Here is a 16514-nt window from a genome sequence, read left to right on the forward strand (position 1 = left end):
CGCCCCGGCCGCGCCCGCCACTCCCACCGCGGGCGCGCCCCCGTCTGCCCAGGGGTGCCGCCCTCTCGGCGTACCGGTCGGTCGGCGGTGAACCGGTCGGGCCGCTCGGCCGCCGGCGTGCTCAGCCCATCAGCACGGGCACCGGATTGCGCTCCAGCAGCAGGACGGCGACGTCGTCGGTCAGGGCACCGCCGTTCAGCTCCTCCACCTCGGCGAGTGCGCTGTCGACCAGCCTGCCCCGGGACTGCCCGGCGGCCTGGTGGTCGGCGATCAGCTCGATCAGGCCGTCCTGGCCGAGGCGCCGGGAGCCGGCGCCGACCCGGCCCTCGACCAGGCCGTCGGTGTAGAGCAGCAGGCTCCAGCCGGGGTGCAGCTCCAGCTCCTGGGCGGGCCAGGCCGCCAGGCCGTCGTCGCACGGCAGCAGGCCGAGGGCCGGGCCCGCCTGGTCGGCGGGCAGCAGCCGCGGAGGGCCCTCGGGGCCGAGCAGCAGCGGCGCCGGGTGGCCGGCCAGGAACAGCCTGGCGCGCTCCGCCCGGGGCGTCGCGGCCCCGTCGGCCGGGGCAGGCCCGGCCTCGCCGAGGCCGCCCGGGTCGGCCTGGTCGGCATGGTCGCCCGGTACGAGGACGAGCATGCACAGGGTGGCGAAGATCTCGTCGCTGCGGCGCTCGTGCTCCAGCACGTGCTGCAGGGTGGTGAGCAGCTCCTGGCCGGTGAGCCCGGCGAAGACCAGAGTCCGCCACGCTATCCGCAGGGCGACGCCGAGGGCGGCCTCGTCCGGGCCGTGCCCGCAGACGTCGCCGATGACGACGTGTACGGTGCCGTCGTCGGTGCGGACGGCGTCGTAGAAGTCGCCGCCGAGCAGGGCCCGGCGGCGGCCGGGGCGGTAGCGGCGGGTGAAGGCGAGCCCGGCGCCGTCGAGCAGCGGGGTGGGCAGCAGGTGCCGCTGGAGGCGGGCGTTCTCCTGCCCGCGCAGCTCGGCCTCGACGAGGCGGCGGTGCGACTCGTCGGCGCGCTTGCGCTCCACCGCGTAGCGCAGGGCGCGGGCCAGCAGCGGGCCGTCCGTCTCGCGCTTGACCAGGAAGTCCTGGGCGCCGGCGGCCACGGCCGCGGCGCCGAGCTCGGCCCCGGCGGCGTCGGTGAGGACGATCAGGGCGACGTGCGGGGCGCGGCGGCGCAGCTCGCGGAGCCCGTCCAGGCCGTCGGACGGGAAGAGTTCGTCGGAGGGGTGCCCGGAGTGCCGGCCGTGCGCCGGGGCGGCGAGGTCGAGCAGCACGCAGTTGAAGTCGACCGGGCGGCTGCGGCCGCGGCGGGCCGCCATGGGCAGCGGGGCGAGCAGCTCGGCCGCCTGCTCGATGCCGTCGGCGCGGTGCAGCTCGACCTGGGCGCCGCTGTCGGCGACCAGGGTCTCGATCAGCCCGATGTCCCCGGTGTCGCCGTCCGCGATCACCAGCAGCCGGTAGGGCGCCTCGCCGGACGGCAGCCCGGCGGCGGGGGAGGTGCTCCGCGGATGCGGTATCGGCGCCGGCTCGCGGGGGCCCTCGGGCTGCGCGGATGCGCCGGCGGAGTCGGCGCGGGTGCCCGCGGTGTCCTTGGCCCGCTGGGCGACCGGGCGGCCGGTGGCGGCGCGGCTGCCTGCGGAGGCGGACGCACTGCTGCCAGTGCCTGCGCGGTGCGCGGTGTCGGCGGCATCGGCGGTACCGAACCTGCCTGCGGCAGCGGATGCCCGCCCGTCTCCCGTTGCGGGCATTGGTCGATCCTTCCTTTCCCCGACTGCCCAACGGCTGACGTCCGCGTGCAGTGCCCGCCTGGCACTGCGGGTCGGGGAGCTTCTCGCGACCATAACGTGATCTCCGGAGATTTCTCTGACTGGCGGCCGCCGCTGTGGTTTTTGCCACGCTGTCGGCGGCGTGCGCGGCTACCGTGAGGGCCGTGCGTGCGGGGCTGATGGGAGGTCGTTGGCGGTGACGCAGATCACGCTTGTTCAGGGTGACATCACGGATCAGCAGGTGGACGTGGTGGTGAACGCCGCCAACTCGTCGCTGCTGGGCGGCGGCGGGGTGGACGGCGCGATCCACCGCAGGGGCGGTCCGGAGATCCTTGCGGACTGCCGTCGGTTGCGTGCCTCGCGCTACGGCAAGGGCCTTCCGGCCGGCCGGGCCGTCGCGACGACCGCCGGGCGGTTGCCGGCCCGGTGGGTGGTGCACACCGTGGGGCCGGTCTTTCTGGCGGAGGACCGGGAGGAACGTGCTGGGCTGCTGGCCTCCTGCTATCGGGAGTCGCTCGCGGTGGCGGCGGAACTGGGTGCTCGTTCGGTGGCGTTCCCGGCGATCTCGGCCGGGATCTTCGGGTGGCCGCTGGAGGACGCTGCCCGGATCGCCCTGACGACCGTGTCGGGCGAGCTGGCGGCGGGGCGGGCCGGCGAGGTGGCGGAGGTGCGGTTCGTGCTCTTCGGTGCCGATGTGTACGGGGTGTTCGAACAGGTGTGGCGCGCGCTGGAGTCGGAGGGCTGAGGCCGCCGGGCCCACGGGCCTTCGGCGTGCGGTGCGGGTGCGTGCCCGGTGTGCGGTTGGCGTGTGGTGGGTGTGCGGTTTGCCGTGCAGAGGAGCTGACGGAGCCTCACGTGACGGACGGCAGCTCGTGCGATGTCCCCATGGTGGCGTGACGGGACGTCAACACGCCAGAGGAATTCGATAACTCGTTCGAGTGAATCCGTCTGGCCGTACAGAGAAGCCGCTACGGAGCCAGTGCGGCCCACTCCACGGTGGCCTCCCCGTGCCGCCACCTGCGGGTGTCGACCAGCGGCCAGCTCTGCGACAGCGCCGAGCAGGCGGCCACCCAGCGCTGCCGGGCCCCGAACGCCGCGTACGGCGCGGCCGCCGCCCACGCCCGGTCGAAGTCGGTGAGGAAGCGGTGCACCGGCCGCCCCGGCACGTTGTGGTGGATCAGTGCCTTCGGCAGCCGTTCCGCCAGGTCGGACGGGGTCTGCAGGTCGGCGAGGCGGGCGGCGAAGGTGACCGTGCGGGGGCCCTCGGGGCCGAGCGCGACCCAGACGTGCCGGCGGCCGATCTCGTCGCAGGTGCCCTCGACCAGCAGGCCGTCCGGCGCGAGGCGCCCGCAGAGGCGCTCCCAGACGGCGCCGACCGCCTCCTCCTCGTACTGCCGCAGCACGTTGGCGGCCCGGATGAGCTGGGCCGAGGCGCCGTCCAGCGGCACCTCGAAGCCGCCGCGCCGGAAGGTGAGCAGCGGCGGGTCCGCGTACGGGAGGGCGGCCGCCACCCGGGCGGGTTCGATCTCGATGCCGACGACCCGGATGTCCGGGCGGCCGGCGCGCAGCCGGGCGGCCAGTTCGACGGCCGTCCACGGGGCGGCGCCGTACCCGAGGTCCACGGCGATCGGGGGCCGGTCGGCGGCGCGGAGCGTCCGGGCGAGCGCGTGGGTGATCCAGCGGTCCATCCGCCGCAGCCGGTTGGTGTTGGTCGTGCCCCGGGTCACCGTCCCGACCGGGCGGGTCGAGCGCGGCCCGCGGGCGGGGGAGGGGTCGAAGGCGGCCATGCCCGCAGCGTACGCGGGGGCGGGGCGCCCGGTGCCCGCCCGTCCGCCGGAGGGCGCCGCGGTCCGCGGTCGGGACGTGCGGCGGGACGGGAATACCGGCCGCCGGCCCGCTGGTTGGCACACTGGACGTCTGTCCGCCCGGAACGATCGGTTCCGGGCGGCTGTGCGTCGGACGCGGGCCGCCGCGGCCGGACCCCCGGCCGCAACCGTCCCGCGCCCCCGCCCGCACGACCGGATGCACCATCGACCGGGGAGCACGAGGAGGCTTCAGCCAGGTGACGCAGCACCCCGTACGCACGGCCCGTCGAGAGCGGCTCGCACAGGCGGCAGGGATCGCCCAGGCCGCCGCAATCGCCCAGGCGGCCCGCCGAGGCCGGCTGCAGGCGCTGGTCGGCGGCCGGCCGCGGCGCCCGCGCCGGGTCGCGATGCTGAGCGTGCACACCTCGCCGCTGCACCAGCCGGGCACCGGCGACGCCGGCGGCATGAACGTCTACATCGTGGAGCTGGCCAAGCGCCTCGCCGACCTGAACATCGAGGTCGAGGTGTTCACCCGGGCGATCAGCTCCGACGACGCGCCGACCGTCGAGCTCGCCCCCGGCGTGCTGGTCCGCCACGTCACCGCCGGCCCCTACGAGGGGCTGGTCAAGGAGGACCTCCCGGCCCAGCTCTGCGCCTTCACCCACGGCGTGCTGCGCACCGAGGCGGGCCACCGCCCCGGCCACTACGACCTGGTGCACTCGCACTACTGGCTGTCCGGCCACGTCGGCTGGCTGGCCGCCGAGCGCTGGGGCGTGCCGCTGGTGCACACCATGCACACCATGGCGAAGGTCAAGAACGCGGCGCTCGCCGAGGGCGACACCCCCGAGCCGGCCGCCCGCGTGATCGGCGAGACCCAGGTGGTGGAGGCGGCCGACCGGCTGATCGCCAACACCGCCGAGGAGGCCGCCGAACTCTCCCAGTACTACGACGCCCGGGGCGACCAGCTCGCGGTCGTCCACCCCGGCGTGAACCTCGACGTCTTCCGGCCCGGCAGCCGCGCCGCGGCGCGGGCCGCCCTCGGCCTGCCGCAGGACGCCGCCGTGCTGCTCTTCGCCGGCCGAATACAGCCGCTGAAGGCACCGGACGTGCTGCTCAGGGCGGTCGCGGTGCTGCTGGCCCGGCGGCCGGAGCTGCGCGAGCAGCTGGTCGTCCCGGTGGTCGGCGGCCCCTCCGGCACCGGCCTGGCCAAGCCGGAGAGCCTGCACAAGCTGGCCGCCCAGCTCGGCATCTCGGACGTCGTGCGCTTCCACCCGCCGGTCGGCCAGGCCGCCCTCGCCGAGTGGTACCGCGCCGCGACCGCGCTGGTCATGCCCTCGTACAGCGAGTCCTTCGGCCTGGTGGCGCTGGAGGCGCAGGCCTGCGGCACCCCGGTCGTCGCCGCCGCGGTCGGCGGACTGCCCGTCGCCGTCCGGGACGGCGTCACCGGCACCCTGGTGCACGGCCACGACCCGGCCGACTGGGCGCACGCCCTGGAGCCGTACGCCACCCGCCCCGAGCTGGTGCGGGAGCGCGGCGAGGCCGCGGCCCGCCACGCCTCGGGCTTCGGCTGGGACGCGGCGGCCCGCGCCACCGCCGAGGTGTACGCCCAGGCGATGGGGCGGCGGGGCGGCCTGCGGCTCACCCAGGCGTAGGGGGCGCCTTCCCCGGGGGCGCGTCCTCGGAGGCGCACGGGTGCCCACCGAGGGCGCCTCCCCGGGCCCGGTGCGGTGGCGTTCCTCACGTGCCGGGTCCGGCCGCGGCTGCTGCGCGCCCGCCGTACCGCCGAGTAGCGTCACCCCCATGGCAATCCGTACCAAGGACGAGGCGCTGACCCTGCTGCGCACCGCGCTCGACGAGGCCGGGGTGGGCTGGGAGCCGGCCGTCACCGACCCGTACACGCTGGTCGCCACGCTGCCCGGCACCCGCAAGCTCTCCACCACCTGCGCGCTGCGGGTCGGCGACCACACGCTGTCGGTCAACGCCTTCGTGATCCGCCGCCCGGACGAGAACCACGAGGGCGTCTACCGCTGGCTGCTGGAGCGCAACACCCGGCTGTACGGGGTCGCGTACGCGATCGACCGGCTCGGCGACGTCTACCTCGCCGGACGGCTGCCGCTGGAGGCGCTCACCCCGGACGCCGTCGACCGGCTGCTCGGCACCGTGCTGGAGAACGCCGACGAGCCGTTCAACACCCTGCTCGAACTGGGCTTCGCCACCGCCATCCGCCGCGAGTGGGAGTGGCGCACCAAGCGCGGCGAGTCCACCGGCAACCTGGCGGCGTTCGCGCACCTCGCCGGGCCGGCCCCGGACTCGGCGCCGGAGCCCGAGCCCGAGGCGGGTACGGCTACGACCGGCTGAGCTCGGCCGCCCCCGCGGTCCGGCCCTCCGGCACGGCCACCGGTGCGGGCCGCCGCCCCAGCATCAGGAAGGCGCCGGCCGCGACCGTCCCGAAGACCGCGCAGGCACCCCACACCGCCCGGCCGCCGGCGTGCTCCAGCAGGTAGCCGCCGGCCGCCGGGCCGACGAACGAGGCCAGCGACCAGGAGAGCGAGTACACGCCCTGGTAGCGGCCGCGGGCACGGGCCGGCGACAGCTCCGCGACCAGGCCCATCATGGTCGGCGCCGCCATGATCTCGCCGATCGTCCAGACGGCCACGGTGAAGGCGTAGAAGCCGGCAGACCCGCCCGCCAGTGCGGTCAGGCCGAAGCCCCAGCCGGTGAGCAGGGCGCTGGCCACCAGCAGGCCGGTCCGGCTGCGGCCCTCCATCGCGCGGGTCAGCGGCAGCTGCAGGACCACGATGAGCACGCCGTTCAGGCCGATCACCAGGCCGTACCGGGCCGCCGAGATGCCCGCCAGCCCCATGTCCACCGCCAGCGTGGTGCTGCCCTGCTGGGCGACCACAGCCAGCAGCAGGTTCACCGCGACCAGCGCCATGAAGCGGCCGTCGCGGAACACCGCGCCGAGGCCGGTCCGCGGCTCCGCGGCGGACGCACCGGCCGGTGCCCCCGGCCGCTCCGGGCGCGACTCGGGGATGCGGACGAAGACCACGACCGCGCAGGCCAGCGTGGAGGCCGCGTCCAGCAGGAAGAGTGCGAGGTAGCCGTGCGCGGCGATCAGGCCGGCGACCGCCGCCGAGACGCCGAAGCCGATGTTGATCGCCCAGTAGTTCAGCGAGTACGCCCGCACCCGGTGCTCGGCCGGGACGATGTCCGCGATGATCGCCGAGACGGCGGGCCGCGAGGCATTGCTCGCCAGGCCCACCAGGAAGGCCGTCACCGCGATCGCCACCCGGCCCTCGCAGAAGCCCAGCACCGCCGTGGACACCGCGGTGCCCAGCTGCGCGGCGAGCAGGGTCGGGCGCCGGCCCCAGCGGTCGGCGAGCACGCCGCCCGCCACCGCTGCGATCGCCGAACCCAGGCCGAACAGCGAGGCCACCAGACCCGCGTACGCGGGGGAGAAGCCCCGGTCGCCGGTCAGGTAGAGCGCGAGGAAGGTCACCACGAAGCCGCCGAGGCGGTTCACCAGGGTCGACGTCCAGAGCCACCAGAACGGGCGGGGCAGCCCGCCCACCGCCTCCGAGACGGTGCTGCGCAGACGGACGGCGGCGGACATCGGCGGCTCCCGGGCAGGGCTGACCGGCGCACGGAGGCAGGCGGGACGGGCCGGCCGACCGTGGCGGTAAGTGGCACAAGTGACAGCTGGACATTACTCGGGATGAGACGGTCCGACCAGCGGATAACCGCCTCCTCTAAACTGGCGCCCATGGCTGACACGACCTACCGACTCATCCTGCTCCGCCACGGCGAGAGCCAGTGGAACCAGAAGAACCTCTTCACCGGCTGGGTCGACGTCGACCTCAACGAGAAGGGCGAGAAGGAGGCGGCCCGCGGCGGCGAGCTCCTCCTCGCCGAGGGCCTCCTCCCCGACGTGGTGCACACCTCGCTGCTGCGCCGCGCCATCCGCACCTCCCAGATCGCGCTCGACAAGGCCGACCGCCACTGGATCCCGGTCAGCCGCAGCTGGCGCCTCAACGAGCGCCACTACGGCGCCCTGCAGGGCAAGGACAAGGCCCAGACCCTCGCCGAGTTCGGCGAGGAGCAGTTCCAGCTCTGGCGCCGCTCGTACGACACCCCGCCGCCGGTGCTGGCCGACGACAACGAGTACTCGCAGGCCGGCGACGCCCGCTACGCCGAGATCCCGAGCGAGCTGCGCCCGCGCACCGAGTGCCTCAAGGACGTCGTCGAGCGGATGCTCCCGTACTGGTACGACGCGATCGTCCCGGACCTCGCCGCCGGCCGCACCGTCCTGGTCACCGCCCACGGCAACAGCCTCCGCGCGCTGGTCAAGCACCTGGACGGCATCTCCGACGAGGCCATCGCCGGCCTGAACATCCCCACCGGCATCCCGCTCGTCTACGAGCTCGACGCCGACTTCAAGCCGGTCACCCCGGGCGGCCGCTACCTCGACGCCGAGGCCGCCGCCGCCGCCATCGAGGCGGTCAAGAACCAGGGCAAGAAGTAGCAGCTTGCGTGATCATGCCCCCGGCCTGCGCATACGGCGCGGGGCGGGGGCATTTTCACGGCCTGGGCCCTCTGTGGGACCTCAGCTCAGAGGGCGACCAGTCGGTGCAGGTAGTGCATGCCCGCCGAGGTGTCGACGAAGAGGGTCCGCACCCGGTACCGGCCGTGGGGAATGTCGACGCGGATCGAGTACTCCTCCTCCGTGTCGGCCCCGGGCACCCCGGAGTCGATGAGGCGGTACTGCCCTCCCAGGGTGATCTCGACGGCGTCCTGCCAGCCCGGTGCCTCAACGGCCCGCTCCACCTCCTCGCGCAGGCCGGTGTCGTCGTCGGAGCCGTGGCACTGGACGAAGGTCATGTCCTCGGGGAGGTAGAGCACGGGAAGCGCCTCCCCGCCGATCGTGAGAACCTCGCTGCCGTCGGGGAGCTCGATCCTGCCGACGAACTCCTGGAAGACCTCGTTCGCCTCCGTGCCGTCCCAGCCCGCCAGACCGTGCTCGGGGCACAGGGCGTAGTAGCCGAAGTCCGTCCCGTCGAGCCAGTCCGTCGTCTTCGTCATTGCGTCTCTCCCGTTCGGTGTCGAGGGGTCGAACCTCTCGCAGACGTGGCGTGCCCGGCCGGCTCACGGATCGGATTGTGCCCGGTGCCTGTGACCTCGCCGGGCCTTCTCGTGTCCTGCCGCGGCCGATGCGGTGTCAGATCGGTTGCGGCGCAGACTGGTTCAGACCATTGACGGTCGGCGGCGGCGCTTCTAGCGTGGTGATCCATACCTGGCGCGAGCACGCCAAACCCCGCACTGCGCGCTGCCCGCCGGGTGTTCCAGCACGTCCACGCACACGCACACTCCATCCACCCCCACGGAGGGAGCACCATGCGCAAGCGTCACGTCCTCGCGGCCGTTGCCGCGGCCGTCGCCGTCCCGTTCGCCACCGCGATCCCCGCGCACTCGCACGGCTGGGTCACCACCCCGCCCAGCCGGGCCGCCCTGTGCGCGGCCGGCACGGTCGCCAACTGCGGCGACATCCGGTGGGAGCCGCAGAGCGTGGAGGGCCCCAAGGGCTTCCCGTCGCGCGGCCCGGCCGACGGCACCCTCTGCGCCGGCGGCAACAGCCGGTTCGCCCAGCTCGACGACCCGCGCGGCGGCGGCTGGCCCAGCACGAAGGTCAGCGCCGGCCAGCGGCTCACCTTCACCTGGAAGTTCACCGCCCGCCACGCGACCACGCAGTTCCGCTACTACCTCACCAGGCCCGGCTACAGCGCGAGCACCAAGCTGACCCGTGCCAACCTGGACGCCACGCCCTTCCTGACCGTCCCCTACAACGGCGCCCAGCCGCCCGCCACGCTGAGCCACACCGCCACCCTGCCGTCCGGCCGCACCGGCCACCAGGTGGTCCTGGCGATCTGGGACATCGCCGACACCGGCAACGCCTTCTACCAGTGCATGGACGTCACCTTCTGACCCGAGCCCCACGGCCGTGGACGGAACTGCCCCGCCCGGATCGCGGAGACCGCGGTCCGGGCAGGGCTGTGACTTCGCCGCTCGCAGGCGGCCCCTACGGCTCGGGCAGTGTTCTCGCCGCTCGCAGGCGCCGTCAGTGGCCGCCGCAGCAGCCCCCGTCGGCGCCGCCGCACTGGCACGGTGCTCCGGACTGGCAGCCGCAGCCGCAGCCCGGCCCGCAGCCGCAGCCCGCGGCGACGACCGGCAGCAGCTTCACGGAGGGCGGTGCGGCGGTGCCCGCCTCGGGCGTGGTCTGGGTCCGGGTTGCCTTCATCGCGCTGGCCTCCTCATCGACGGCGGTCGACGGCACGAGCGCAGTCGACGGCGCACCACGGCACGCGACACACGTCGGCATGCCTGGTACGAGTGAAGACCGGCCCCGACCGGGGCGTCAACGGGCGCGCAGGGACAGGGCGCCCGCGCACGCGTGCGCCCCCGCCCCCGCACCGGCCCGTCCGACGGGCGGCCGGACGGCCTCGATCGACGGGCCGCCGGGCGGCCGTCAGTCCAGCTGGACGGCGGCGGTCGCAGCCACCTCCGCGGCGAACTCGTCGGCGTGCTCGCCGGTCACCAGGTAGACCACCCGCTTGGCCACCGACACCGCGTGGTCCGCGAACCGCTCGTAGTACCGGCCGACCAGGGTGACGTCCACCGCGGTCTCGATGCCGTGCTGCCAGCGGTCGTCCAGCAGGTGCGAGAACAGCTCGCGGTGCAGCGCGTCGATCGCGTCGTCGTCCCGCTCCAGCTCCAGCGCGGCGTCCACGTCCTTGGTGGAGATCACCAGACCGGCCTTGGCGACCAGGCGCTGCGCCAGCTGCCCCATCTCCAGCACGATCGGGTGCAGGTCGTTGGGCACCGCCGACTCGGGGTAGCGCAGCCGGGCCACCTTGGCCACGTGCCGGGCCAGGTCTCCGCAGCGCTCCAGGTCGGCGCTCATCCGCAGGCTGGTGACCACGATGCGCAGGTCGGTCGCGACGGGCTGCTGCCGGGCCAGCAGGTCGATGGCCCGGTTCTCCAGGTCGTGGTGGAGGTCGTTGACCTTCTCGTCCGCGGCGATGACGCTCTCCGCCAGCTCCAGGTCGGCGTCGAGCAGCGCGGTGGTGGCCCGGCCCATGGCCGAGCCGACCAGCCGGGCGAGCTCGACCAGGCCGTCGCTGATCGAGTCGAGTTCCTCGTGGTACTGGTCGCGCATGCTTCTTCTCCTCCTGGCCGCCCGCCCCGCTACAAGGGGCGGCCGGTCCGTCAGTAGCTCTGTCGGTGGCGGTGCCGACCGGCCCGTCCGGAAGGACGGCCGCTGCTGGTGGCGCGAATGGTAGCCGCGTCACCGCCCGCACGGGCTTGCTTGACCACACTGGCCCGTTCGGGCGACCGCGCACGACCTCCGCAGTGAACCGGCAGAGGACTGAAGGTGAATTCTCGGCAACGCGTGGCCGATCCCTTGATCGCACCCTTGGGGAGCCCTCCCACCTTGCGCTTAGGCTGAATGACATGGACGTGAATGTGGCCACCGCCGCTGCCTGCGCCATAGCCGGGCTCGGCGTCGGTCTCACGGCCGCCATCGCCTTCCGCTGGAGCGAGCGCGAGCAGGCCCGCGGTTTCACCCCCAGGGGCGGCACCGCCGGCAGGGCCGGGAGCAGCGGGCTCCTGGCGTACGACACCCCTCTTCCACCCGGTGTGGACACCGTGCTCTCCGTGCTGCGCTCCTGCGCGATCGTGCTCGGGGAGGGCGACGAGGTGGTCAAGGCCAGCTCCGCCGCGTACGCGATGGGTCTGGTCCGCGGCGGCGCGATGGCCGTCGACCCGATGCTCTCGCTGGCCCGCTCGACCCGCAGGGACGGCGAGATCCGCCAGGTCGAACTGGAGGTGCCCCGGCCGGGCGGCGCCAGAGCCGCCGAACCGCTGGCGGTCTCCGTCCGGGTCGCCCCGCTCGGCTCCCGGCTGGTGCTGGTGCTCGTCGAGGACCTCACCGAGCGCCGCCGGATCGAGGCGATCCGCCGCGACTTCGTGGCCAACGTCTCGCACGAGCTCAAGACCCCGGTCGGCGCGCTCTCCCTGCTCTCCGAGGCCGTCGCGGACGCCTCCGACGACCCGGAGGCCGTCCAGCGCTTCGCCGGCCGGATGCAGATCGAGGCGACCCGGCTGGCCAGCCTCGTCCAGGAGATCATCGACCTGTCCCGGGTCCAGGACGACCAGCGGCTGGTCGACCCCGAGCCGGTGCCGGTCGACGAGCTGATCGCCGAGGCGATCGACCGCTGCCGCCAGCCCGCCGCCGCCAAGCAGATCCTCATCGCCGCCGGCGGCACCGGCGGCCTCTACCTGCACGGCAACCGCGGCCAGCTCGCGGCCGCGCTCGGCAACCTCGTCGAGAACGCCGTCAACTACAGCCCGCCGCGGACCAGGGTGGCCATCGCCACCCGCCGCATCTCCAGTGCCGCCGCCCTCGGCGAGGCCGACGGCGAGCTGATCGAGATCTCGGTGACCGACCAGGGAATCGGCATCTCGGAGAAGGACCGCGAGCGCATCTTCGAACGCTTCTACCGGGTGGACCCGGCCCGCTCGCGGGCCACCGGCGGAACCGGCCTCGGCCTCTCCATCGTCAAGCACGTCGCGGCCTCGCACCGCGGCACCGTGGCGGTGTGGAGCGTCGAGGGCCAGGGTTCCACCTTCACCCTGCGGCTCCCGGCCGGGCAGGCCCCGGCCGGCGACCGCGAGACCGTCCCGCCCGCCGAGGCGGGCGGGACGACCGAACAGACCGCACCAACCCCCCTTCCTGCCCCGGAGGCCCGATCGTGACCCGAGTACTGGTGGTCGAGGACGAGGAGTCGTTCAGCGACGCCCTCTCGTACATGCTCCGCAAGGAGGGATTCGAGGTGGCCGTCGCGGCCACCGGCCCCGACGCGCTGGAGCAGTTCGAGCGCAACGGCGCCGACCTGGTGCTGCTCGACCTGATGCTGCCGGGCCTGCCGGGCACCGAGGTCTGCCGCCAGCTGCGGGTCCGCTCCAGCGTTCCGGTGATCATGGTCACCGCCAAGGACAGTGAGATCGACAAGGTCGTCGGGTTGGAGATAGGGGCGGACGACTACGTCACCAAGCCCTACTCCACCCGTGAGCTGGTCGCCCGCATCCGCGCGGTGCTGCGCCGCCGCGGCGAGGACGGCAACGGCAACGGCGACGGCAGCGGCCCGGGCGCGCTGGAGGCGGGCCCGGTCCGGATGGACGTCGACCGGCACGTGGTGACGGTGGACGGCGCCAAGGTCGACCTGCCGCTCAAGGAGTTCGACCTGCTGGAGATGCTGCTCCGCAACGCCGGCCGGGTGCTCACCCGGATGCAGCTGATCGACCGGGTCTGGGGCGCGGACTACGTCGGCGACACCAAGACCCTGGACGTCCACGTCAAGCGGCTGCGCGCCAAGATCGAGCCGGACCCGGGCGCGCCGCGCTACCTGGTGACCGTCCGCGGCCTGGGCTACAAGTTCGAGCCGTAGACCGGCCCGGACGGAGCAGGACGACCGACGGCCGAGGGCCCCGCACCGTGCGGGGCCCTCGGCCGTTTCGCGGAGTGCGCGGCTGCGCGGCGGCTCAGTGGGCCGCGGCGGCCGTCGCGGTCGGCGAACCGGTGGCGGTGGCCGAACCGGTCGCCGTGGCGGTCGGGCTCGCCGAGCCGGTGGCAGTGGCGGAGGCCGAACCGGTCGGGGAGGCGGTGGCCGAGGCCGAACCGGAGGGCTTGGCGGTCGGCTCGGCCTTGGGCTCGGCCTTCGGGCCGAAGGAGGCGTACAGACCGGCGGCCGGGACCACGCCGACCGGGACGCCGACCTTGCCGTTGGTCTTGAAGGTGAAGTCGGTCGCGGCGTAGCCGCCCACCGGCAGCTTGGCCGACTTGAGGTGGACGGCCGGCTGGCCCTCGCCGCCGAGCAGCACCGCACCGCCGGCCGGGATGACGATCTCGGAGACGGTCGCGCCCTTGGCGTCGGTGAAGGTGGCGGCGCCCGCGCCCTCCACCGAGACGGCCTGCAGCACCTCGGGGGCGGAGCCGGTGTTGGCGATGTTGACCGTCAGGTTGGCCGGGCCGGCCTCGTCCGAGGAGGCGCCCTTCTCGGTCACCAGCACGATGTTGTTGAGGCGGAGGTCCTGGCCGATGGAGGTGGCCGCGGTGTCCGGCTTGATCTGCAGGGTCTCCGCGTCGTTGCCGGCCGCGCAGGCGGACAGCGGAACAACGGTGGCGAGGACGAGGGCGGCGATCGCGCCGCGTCGAAGGCTCCGGCTCACGGCGGCGGATTCTCCTTGGATGTGGATCACGGATGTGGATCACGTGGCGGTGGTCAGCGATCAGACTACCGACCGCTTACGCCCGCCTCCCACGGGGTGGCCCCGTGTCGCGGAGCGCCGTCCGTGCGCACGCGCAGCACGCTCCGCCAGCGCTCCGGGACGCCCACGAACCGGCGCAGGTCACACCGGTCCGGTCGGGCGGTGCGACGGATAACGGTTCGGACACGGCGGCGGAACGGACGAAAACTCAAGATCCAATCATGGTTTCGGCGGTGTTGCCAGAGGTTTCGCGGAGCTGTCGTACCGCCTCCGACCTGCGGGAAGCCCCCCTCGAACACCGGTCGCAGCACGTCATGGGGGTGGTTGTCAAGCCCTGAGACCCGCCCTGACCTGCGAAAACGCCCTTCGGGTGCGCCGAGAAGCGTGTTATTCTGGAAAGCCACGGAAGGGGTCCTGTCACATGACGTTCAAGGTTGGCGACACGGTGGTCTACCCCCATCACGGGGCCGCGCTGATCGAGGCCATCGAAACTCGCCAGATCAAAGGTGTGGACAAGACCTACCTGGTGCTCAAGGTGCAGCAGGGAGACCTGACACTGCGTGTGCCCGCCGAGAACGCGGAGTTCGTCGGCGTGCGCGACGTGGTCGGTCAGGAAGGTCTCGACCGGGTCTTCGAGGTGCTGCGCGCGCCGTACACCGAGGAGCCCACCAACTGGTCCCGTCGCTACAAGGCGAATCTCGAGAAGCTCGCCTCGGGCGATGTCATCAAGGTCGCCGAGGTGGTTCGCGACCTCTGGCGTCGCGAGCGCGAGCGCGGGCTGTCGGCCGGTGAGAAGCGGATGCTCGCCAAGGCCCGTCAGATCCTGGTCAGCGAGCTCGCGCTGGCCGAGAACACCAACGAGGACAAGGCGGAGACGCTGCTCGACGAGGTCCTCGCCTCCTAGGCGGCTTCGCAACGCTCGGCGCCCGATGTCGGTGCGCGATCCCGGTCACACGGCTGTCCGGGTCGCTCTCCGACACCTCGGGCGCTTCGGCGTGCCCGCACACCGCCCGGGCGCCCACCCGGGGCGAGCGGTGTGCCGCGTCACGCCCCGGCGGGGTCGGCCCGGGCCGTGCAGGCGCACGCGCTCGTACGACCGCCCCGCGCGGGTGGCCGCGCCCCTGGCCGCGCGTCGGTCTGGCACGCGCGGGGGTCGCGGACTCGTCGGAGCGGTTTGACTAACGTGCAGTCGGAAGGGGTTCTTGGCGTACGCCGCACGGCGCACGACAAGGCCATACCCACTTCGCCGAAGGAGCGAAACCTGAACGGGTCAGCAGCAGTTGCAGCGGCGGTGGTGCCCGCCGCCGGGCGCGGGGAGCGGTTGGGGCCCGGCGCCCCCAAGGCCCTGCGCGAACTCGGCGGGGTGCCCCTGCTCGTCCACGCCGTCCGGGCCCTCGCCCGCAGCCGGGCGGTCGGCCTGGTGGTGGTCGCCGCGCCGCCGGACGGTGTCGCCGAGGTGGTCGCCCTGCTGGACAGCCACGGGCTGGACGGCAAGGACGTCCGGGTGGTCGCCGGCGGTGCCACCCGCCAGGAGTCCGTCCGTCTCGGGCTGGCCGCCGTCCCGGCCGAGGTCGGGACGGTGCTGGTGCACGACGCGGCCCGCCCCCTCGTCCCGGTCGAGGTGGTGGACGCGGTGGTCGCCGCCGTCCGGGCCGGCGCCGACGCCGTGGTGCCCGCCGTCCCGCTCGCGGACACCGTGAAGCGGGTCGAGCCGCAGGCCGCCGGTGTGCCCGAGCCCGTCCTGGAGACCCCGGACCGGGCCGCGCTGCGCGCGGTGCAGACCCCGCAGGGGTTCCGCCGCGCGGTGCTGCACGAGGTGCACGAGAAGGCGGTCGCCGAGGAATCGGCGGGCGGCTTGCCGCCGGTCACCGACGACGCCGGGCTGGTCGAGCGCTTCGGCGGCCGGGTGGTCGTGGTGCCCGGCCACGAGGAGGCGTTCAAGGTCACCCGTCCGCTCGACCTCGTGCTCGCCGAGGCCGTGCTCGCCCGCAGGAGGGCCTCCGATGGCTTCTGAGCAGACCGCACCCGCCGCCCCCGTCGTTCCGCTGGTCGGCATCGGCACCGACGTGCACGCCTTCGAGGCCGGCCGCCCGCTGAGGGTCGCCGGACTCGACTGGCCGGACGCCGGCGACGGCCTGGCCGGCCACTCGGACGCCGACGTCGCCGCGCACGCCGCCTGCGACGCGCTGTTCTCCGCGGCCGGCGTCGGCGACCTCGGCGCGCACTTCGGCACCGACCGCCCGGAGTGGTCCGGCGCCGCCGGCACCGTCCTGCTGGCCGAGGCCGCCCGCATCGTCCGCGCCGCCGGGTTCGAGATCGGCAACGTGGCGATCCAGGTCGTCGGCGTCCGCCCGAAGATCGGCAAGCGCCGGGCCGAGGCGCAGGCCGCGCTCTCGGCCGCGGTGGGCGCACCGGTCTCGGTCTCCGGCACCACCACCGACGGGCTCGGCCTGACCGGCCGCGGCGAGGGCCTGGCGGCCATCGCCACCGCGCTGGTCTACCGGGTCGGCTGACGCCGCACCGGCCGGCCCCGCGCGGCGGGAGCCGGCCGGCGGGCGGGCAGGGGGTTCTGACCGGCCGTCAACCGGTCGGCCCGGCACCCGCCCCCCGCCCACCGCAAG

The 16514-nt window shown here is 74.3% G+C and carries 17 protein-coding genes; 10 read left to right on the forward strand and 7 right to left on the reverse strand.

From position 1 onward, the window contains the following. Positions 1-121: 121 nt before the first annotated feature. Complete coding sequence (locus AB0M03_RS34305; RefSeq protein ID WP_363499218.1) at positions 122-1747, reverse strand: SpoIIE family protein phosphatase; 1626 nt, start codon at positions 1745-1747, stop codon at positions 122-124. A 214-nt stretch (positions 1748-1961) separates the two neighbouring features. Here AB0M03_RS34305 and AB0M03_RS34310 point away from each other — a divergent pair, with 214 nt between their 5' ends. Beyond that, positions 1962-2510 carry an O-acetyl-ADP-ribose deacetylase gene (locus AB0M03_RS34310; protein ID WP_363499221.1) on the forward strand — a complete coding sequence of 183 codons (549 nt, stop codon included), beginning with the start codon at positions 1962-1964 and terminating at the stop codon, positions 2508-2510. Positions 2511-2733: 223 nt separating this feature from the next. Here AB0M03_RS34310 and AB0M03_RS34315 read toward each other — a convergent pair whose 3' ends face one another. Next, complete coding sequence (locus AB0M03_RS34315) at positions 2734-3552, reverse strand: class I SAM-dependent methyltransferase (RefSeq protein ID WP_363499224.1); 819 nt, start codon at positions 3550-3552, stop codon at positions 2734-2736. Between the two features lie 350 nt (positions 3553-3902). Here AB0M03_RS34315 and mshA point away from each other — a divergent pair, with 350 nt between their 5' ends. Together mshA and AB0M03_RS34325 are read left to right on the forward strand one after the other, a co-directional pair. Beyond that, positions 3903-5222 (forward strand): D-inositol-3-phosphate glycosyltransferase, encoded by a 1320-nt coding sequence (mshA, locus tag AB0M03_RS34320; protein ID WP_363499291.1) that lies wholly within the window; start codon positions 3903-3905, stop codon positions 5220-5222. Between the two features lie 148 nt (positions 5223-5370). After that, on the forward strand, positions 5371-5928 hold the full coding sequence (locus AB0M03_RS34325; protein WP_363499227.1) for a YbjN domain-containing protein: 558 nt from the start codon (positions 5371-5373) through the stop codon (positions 5926-5928). Here the strand turns inward: AB0M03_RS34325 and AB0M03_RS34330 are convergent. After that, positions 5915-7183 (reverse strand): MFS transporter, encoded by a 1269-nt coding sequence (locus tag AB0M03_RS34330; protein WP_363499230.1) that lies wholly within the window; start codon positions 7181-7183, stop codon positions 5915-5917. The two genes, AB0M03_RS34325 and AB0M03_RS34330, sit on opposite strands and share 14 nt — an antisense overlap. Before the next feature lie 150 nt (positions 7184-7333). Here AB0M03_RS34330 and AB0M03_RS34335 point away from each other — a divergent pair, with 150 nt between their 5' ends. Continuing rightward, a complete protein-coding gene (locus tag AB0M03_RS34335) occupies positions 7334-8092 on the forward strand; it encodes a phosphoglyceromutase (protein WP_363499233.1) in 759 nt (252 codons plus the stop codon). Between the two features lie 86 nt (positions 8093-8178). Here AB0M03_RS34335 and AB0M03_RS34340 read toward each other — a convergent pair whose 3' ends face one another. After that, positions 8179-8649, reverse strand: a complete 471-nt coding sequence (locus AB0M03_RS34340; RefSeq protein ID WP_363499236.1) for an Imm21 family immunity protein — start codon at positions 8647-8649, stop codon at positions 8179-8181. 312 nt (positions 8650-8961) lie between these two features. Between AB0M03_RS34340 and AB0M03_RS34345 the strand changes: the two genes are divergently transcribed. Then, positions 8962-9549, forward strand: a complete 588-nt coding sequence (locus tag AB0M03_RS34345; RefSeq protein WP_363499239.1) for a lytic polysaccharide monooxygenase — start codon at positions 8962-8964, stop codon at positions 9547-9549. Positions 9550-9682: 133 nt separating this feature from the next. On the opposite strand, the gene AB0M03_RS34350 is transcribed toward AB0M03_RS34345, so the two are convergent. Further along, positions 9683-9862, reverse strand: coding sequence for a hypothetical protein (locus AB0M03_RS34350; RefSeq protein WP_363499242.1), 180 nt, complete (start codon positions 9860-9862; stop codon positions 9683-9685). A gap of 228 nt (positions 9863-10090) precedes the next feature. After that, positions 10091-10780, reverse strand: a complete 690-nt coding sequence (gene phoU, locus AB0M03_RS34355; protein ID WP_363499245.1) for a phosphate signaling complex protein PhoU — start codon at positions 10778-10780, stop codon at positions 10091-10093. Positions 10781-11076: 296 nt separating this feature from the next. Here phoU and AB0M03_RS34360 point away from each other — a divergent pair, with 296 nt between their 5' ends. Together AB0M03_RS34360 and AB0M03_RS34365 are read left to right on the forward strand one after the other, a co-directional pair. Beyond that, positions 11077-12381, forward strand: a complete 1305-nt coding sequence (locus AB0M03_RS34360) for an ATP-binding protein (protein ID WP_363499248.1) — start codon at positions 11077-11079, stop codon at positions 12379-12381. Then, on the forward strand, positions 12378-13073 hold the full coding sequence (locus AB0M03_RS34365; protein WP_363499251.1) for a response regulator transcription factor: 696 nt from the start codon (positions 12378-12380) through the stop codon (positions 13071-13073). Before AB0M03_RS34360 ends, AB0M03_RS34365 begins: the two co-directional genes overlap by 4 nt. Positions 13074-13167: 94 nt before the next feature. Here the strand turns inward: AB0M03_RS34365 and AB0M03_RS34370 are convergent, their stop codons facing one another. After that, complete coding sequence (locus AB0M03_RS34370) at positions 13168-13854, reverse strand: DUF461 domain-containing protein (protein WP_363499254.1); 687 nt, start codon at positions 13852-13854, stop codon at positions 13168-13170. Positions 13855-14314: 460 nt separating this feature from the next. Here AB0M03_RS34370 and AB0M03_RS34375 point away from each other — a divergent pair, with 460 nt between their 5' ends. The 3 genes from AB0M03_RS34375 (at position 14315) to ispF (ending at position 16406) form a co-directional block, all read left to right on the forward strand. Then, positions 14315-14797 carry a CarD family transcriptional regulator gene (locus tag AB0M03_RS34375; protein WP_014136563.1) on the forward strand — a complete coding sequence of 161 codons (483 nt, stop codon included), beginning with the start codon at positions 14315-14317 and terminating at the stop codon, positions 14795-14797. 330 nt (positions 14798-15127) lie between these two features. After that, entirely contained in the window at positions 15128-15907 is a 780-nt protein-coding gene (gene ispD, locus AB0M03_RS34380) for a 2-C-methyl-D-erythritol 4-phosphate cytidylyltransferase (RefSeq protein ID WP_363499293.1), read from the forward strand. Then, positions 15897-16406: a 2-C-methyl-D-erythritol 2,4-cyclodiphosphate synthase gene (gene ispF / locus AB0M03_RS34385; protein WP_363499257.1), complete on the forward strand. Its 510-nt coding sequence runs from the start codon at positions 15897-15899 to the stop codon at positions 16404-16406. Before ispD ends, ispF begins: the two co-directional genes overlap by 11 nt. The last annotated feature ends 108 nt before the right edge of the window (positions 16407-16514 follow it).

It is taken from the genome of Kitasatospora sp. NPDC051914, assembly GCF_040680995.1.
In the GTDB taxonomy this organism is placed as follows: domain Bacteria; phylum Actinomycetota; class Actinomycetes; order Streptomycetales; family Streptomycetaceae; genus Kitasatospora.

Excerpts from the sequence above, each read along its gene's own strand:
- AB0M03_RS34330 (WP_363499230.1), bottom strand. The coding sequence starts at position 7,183 with ATGTCCGCCGCCGTCCGTCTGCGCAGCACCGTCTCGGAGGCGGTGGGC.
- AB0M03_RS34305 (WP_363499218.1), bottom strand. The coding sequence starts at position 1,747 with ATGCCCGCAACGGGAGACGGGCGGGCATCCGCTGCCGCAGGCAGGTTC.
- ispF (WP_363499257.1), top strand. The coding sequence starts at position 15,897 with ATGGCTTCTGAGCAGACCGCACCCGCCGCCCCCGTCGTTCCGCTGGTC.
- AB0M03_RS34315 (WP_363499224.1), bottom strand. The coding sequence starts at position 3,552 with ATGGCCGCCTTCGACCCCTCCCCCGCCCGCGGGCCGCGCTCGACCCGC.
- AB0M03_RS34345 (WP_363499239.1), top strand. The coding sequence starts at position 8,962 with ATGCGCAAGCGTCACGTCCTCGCGGCCGTTGCCGCGGCCGTCGCCGTC.
- AB0M03_RS34350 (WP_363499242.1), bottom strand. The coding sequence starts at position 9,862 with ATGAAGGCAACCCGGACCCAGACCACGCCCGAGGCGGGCACCGCCGCA.
- phoU (WP_363499245.1), bottom strand. The coding sequence starts at position 10,780 with ATGCGCGACCAGTACCACGAGGAACTCGACTCGATCAGCGACGGCCTG.
- AB0M03_RS34375 (WP_014136563.1), top strand. The coding sequence starts at position 14,315 with ATGACGTTCAAGGTTGGCGACACGGTGGTCTACCCCCATCACGGGGCC.
- AB0M03_RS34325 (WP_363499227.1), top strand. The coding sequence starts at position 5,371 with ATGGCAATCCGTACCAAGGACGAGGCGCTGACCCTGCTGCGCACCGCG.
- AB0M03_RS34340 (WP_363499236.1), bottom strand. The coding sequence starts at position 8,649 with ATGACGAAGACGACGGACTGGCTCGACGGGACGGACTTCGGCTACTAC.
- AB0M03_RS34335 (WP_363499233.1), top strand. The coding sequence starts at position 7,334 with ATGGCTGACACGACCTACCGACTCATCCTGCTCCGCCACGGCGAGAGC.
- AB0M03_RS34360 (WP_363499248.1), top strand. The coding sequence starts at position 11,077 with ATGGACGTGAATGTGGCCACCGCCGCTGCCTGCGCCATAGCCGGGCTC.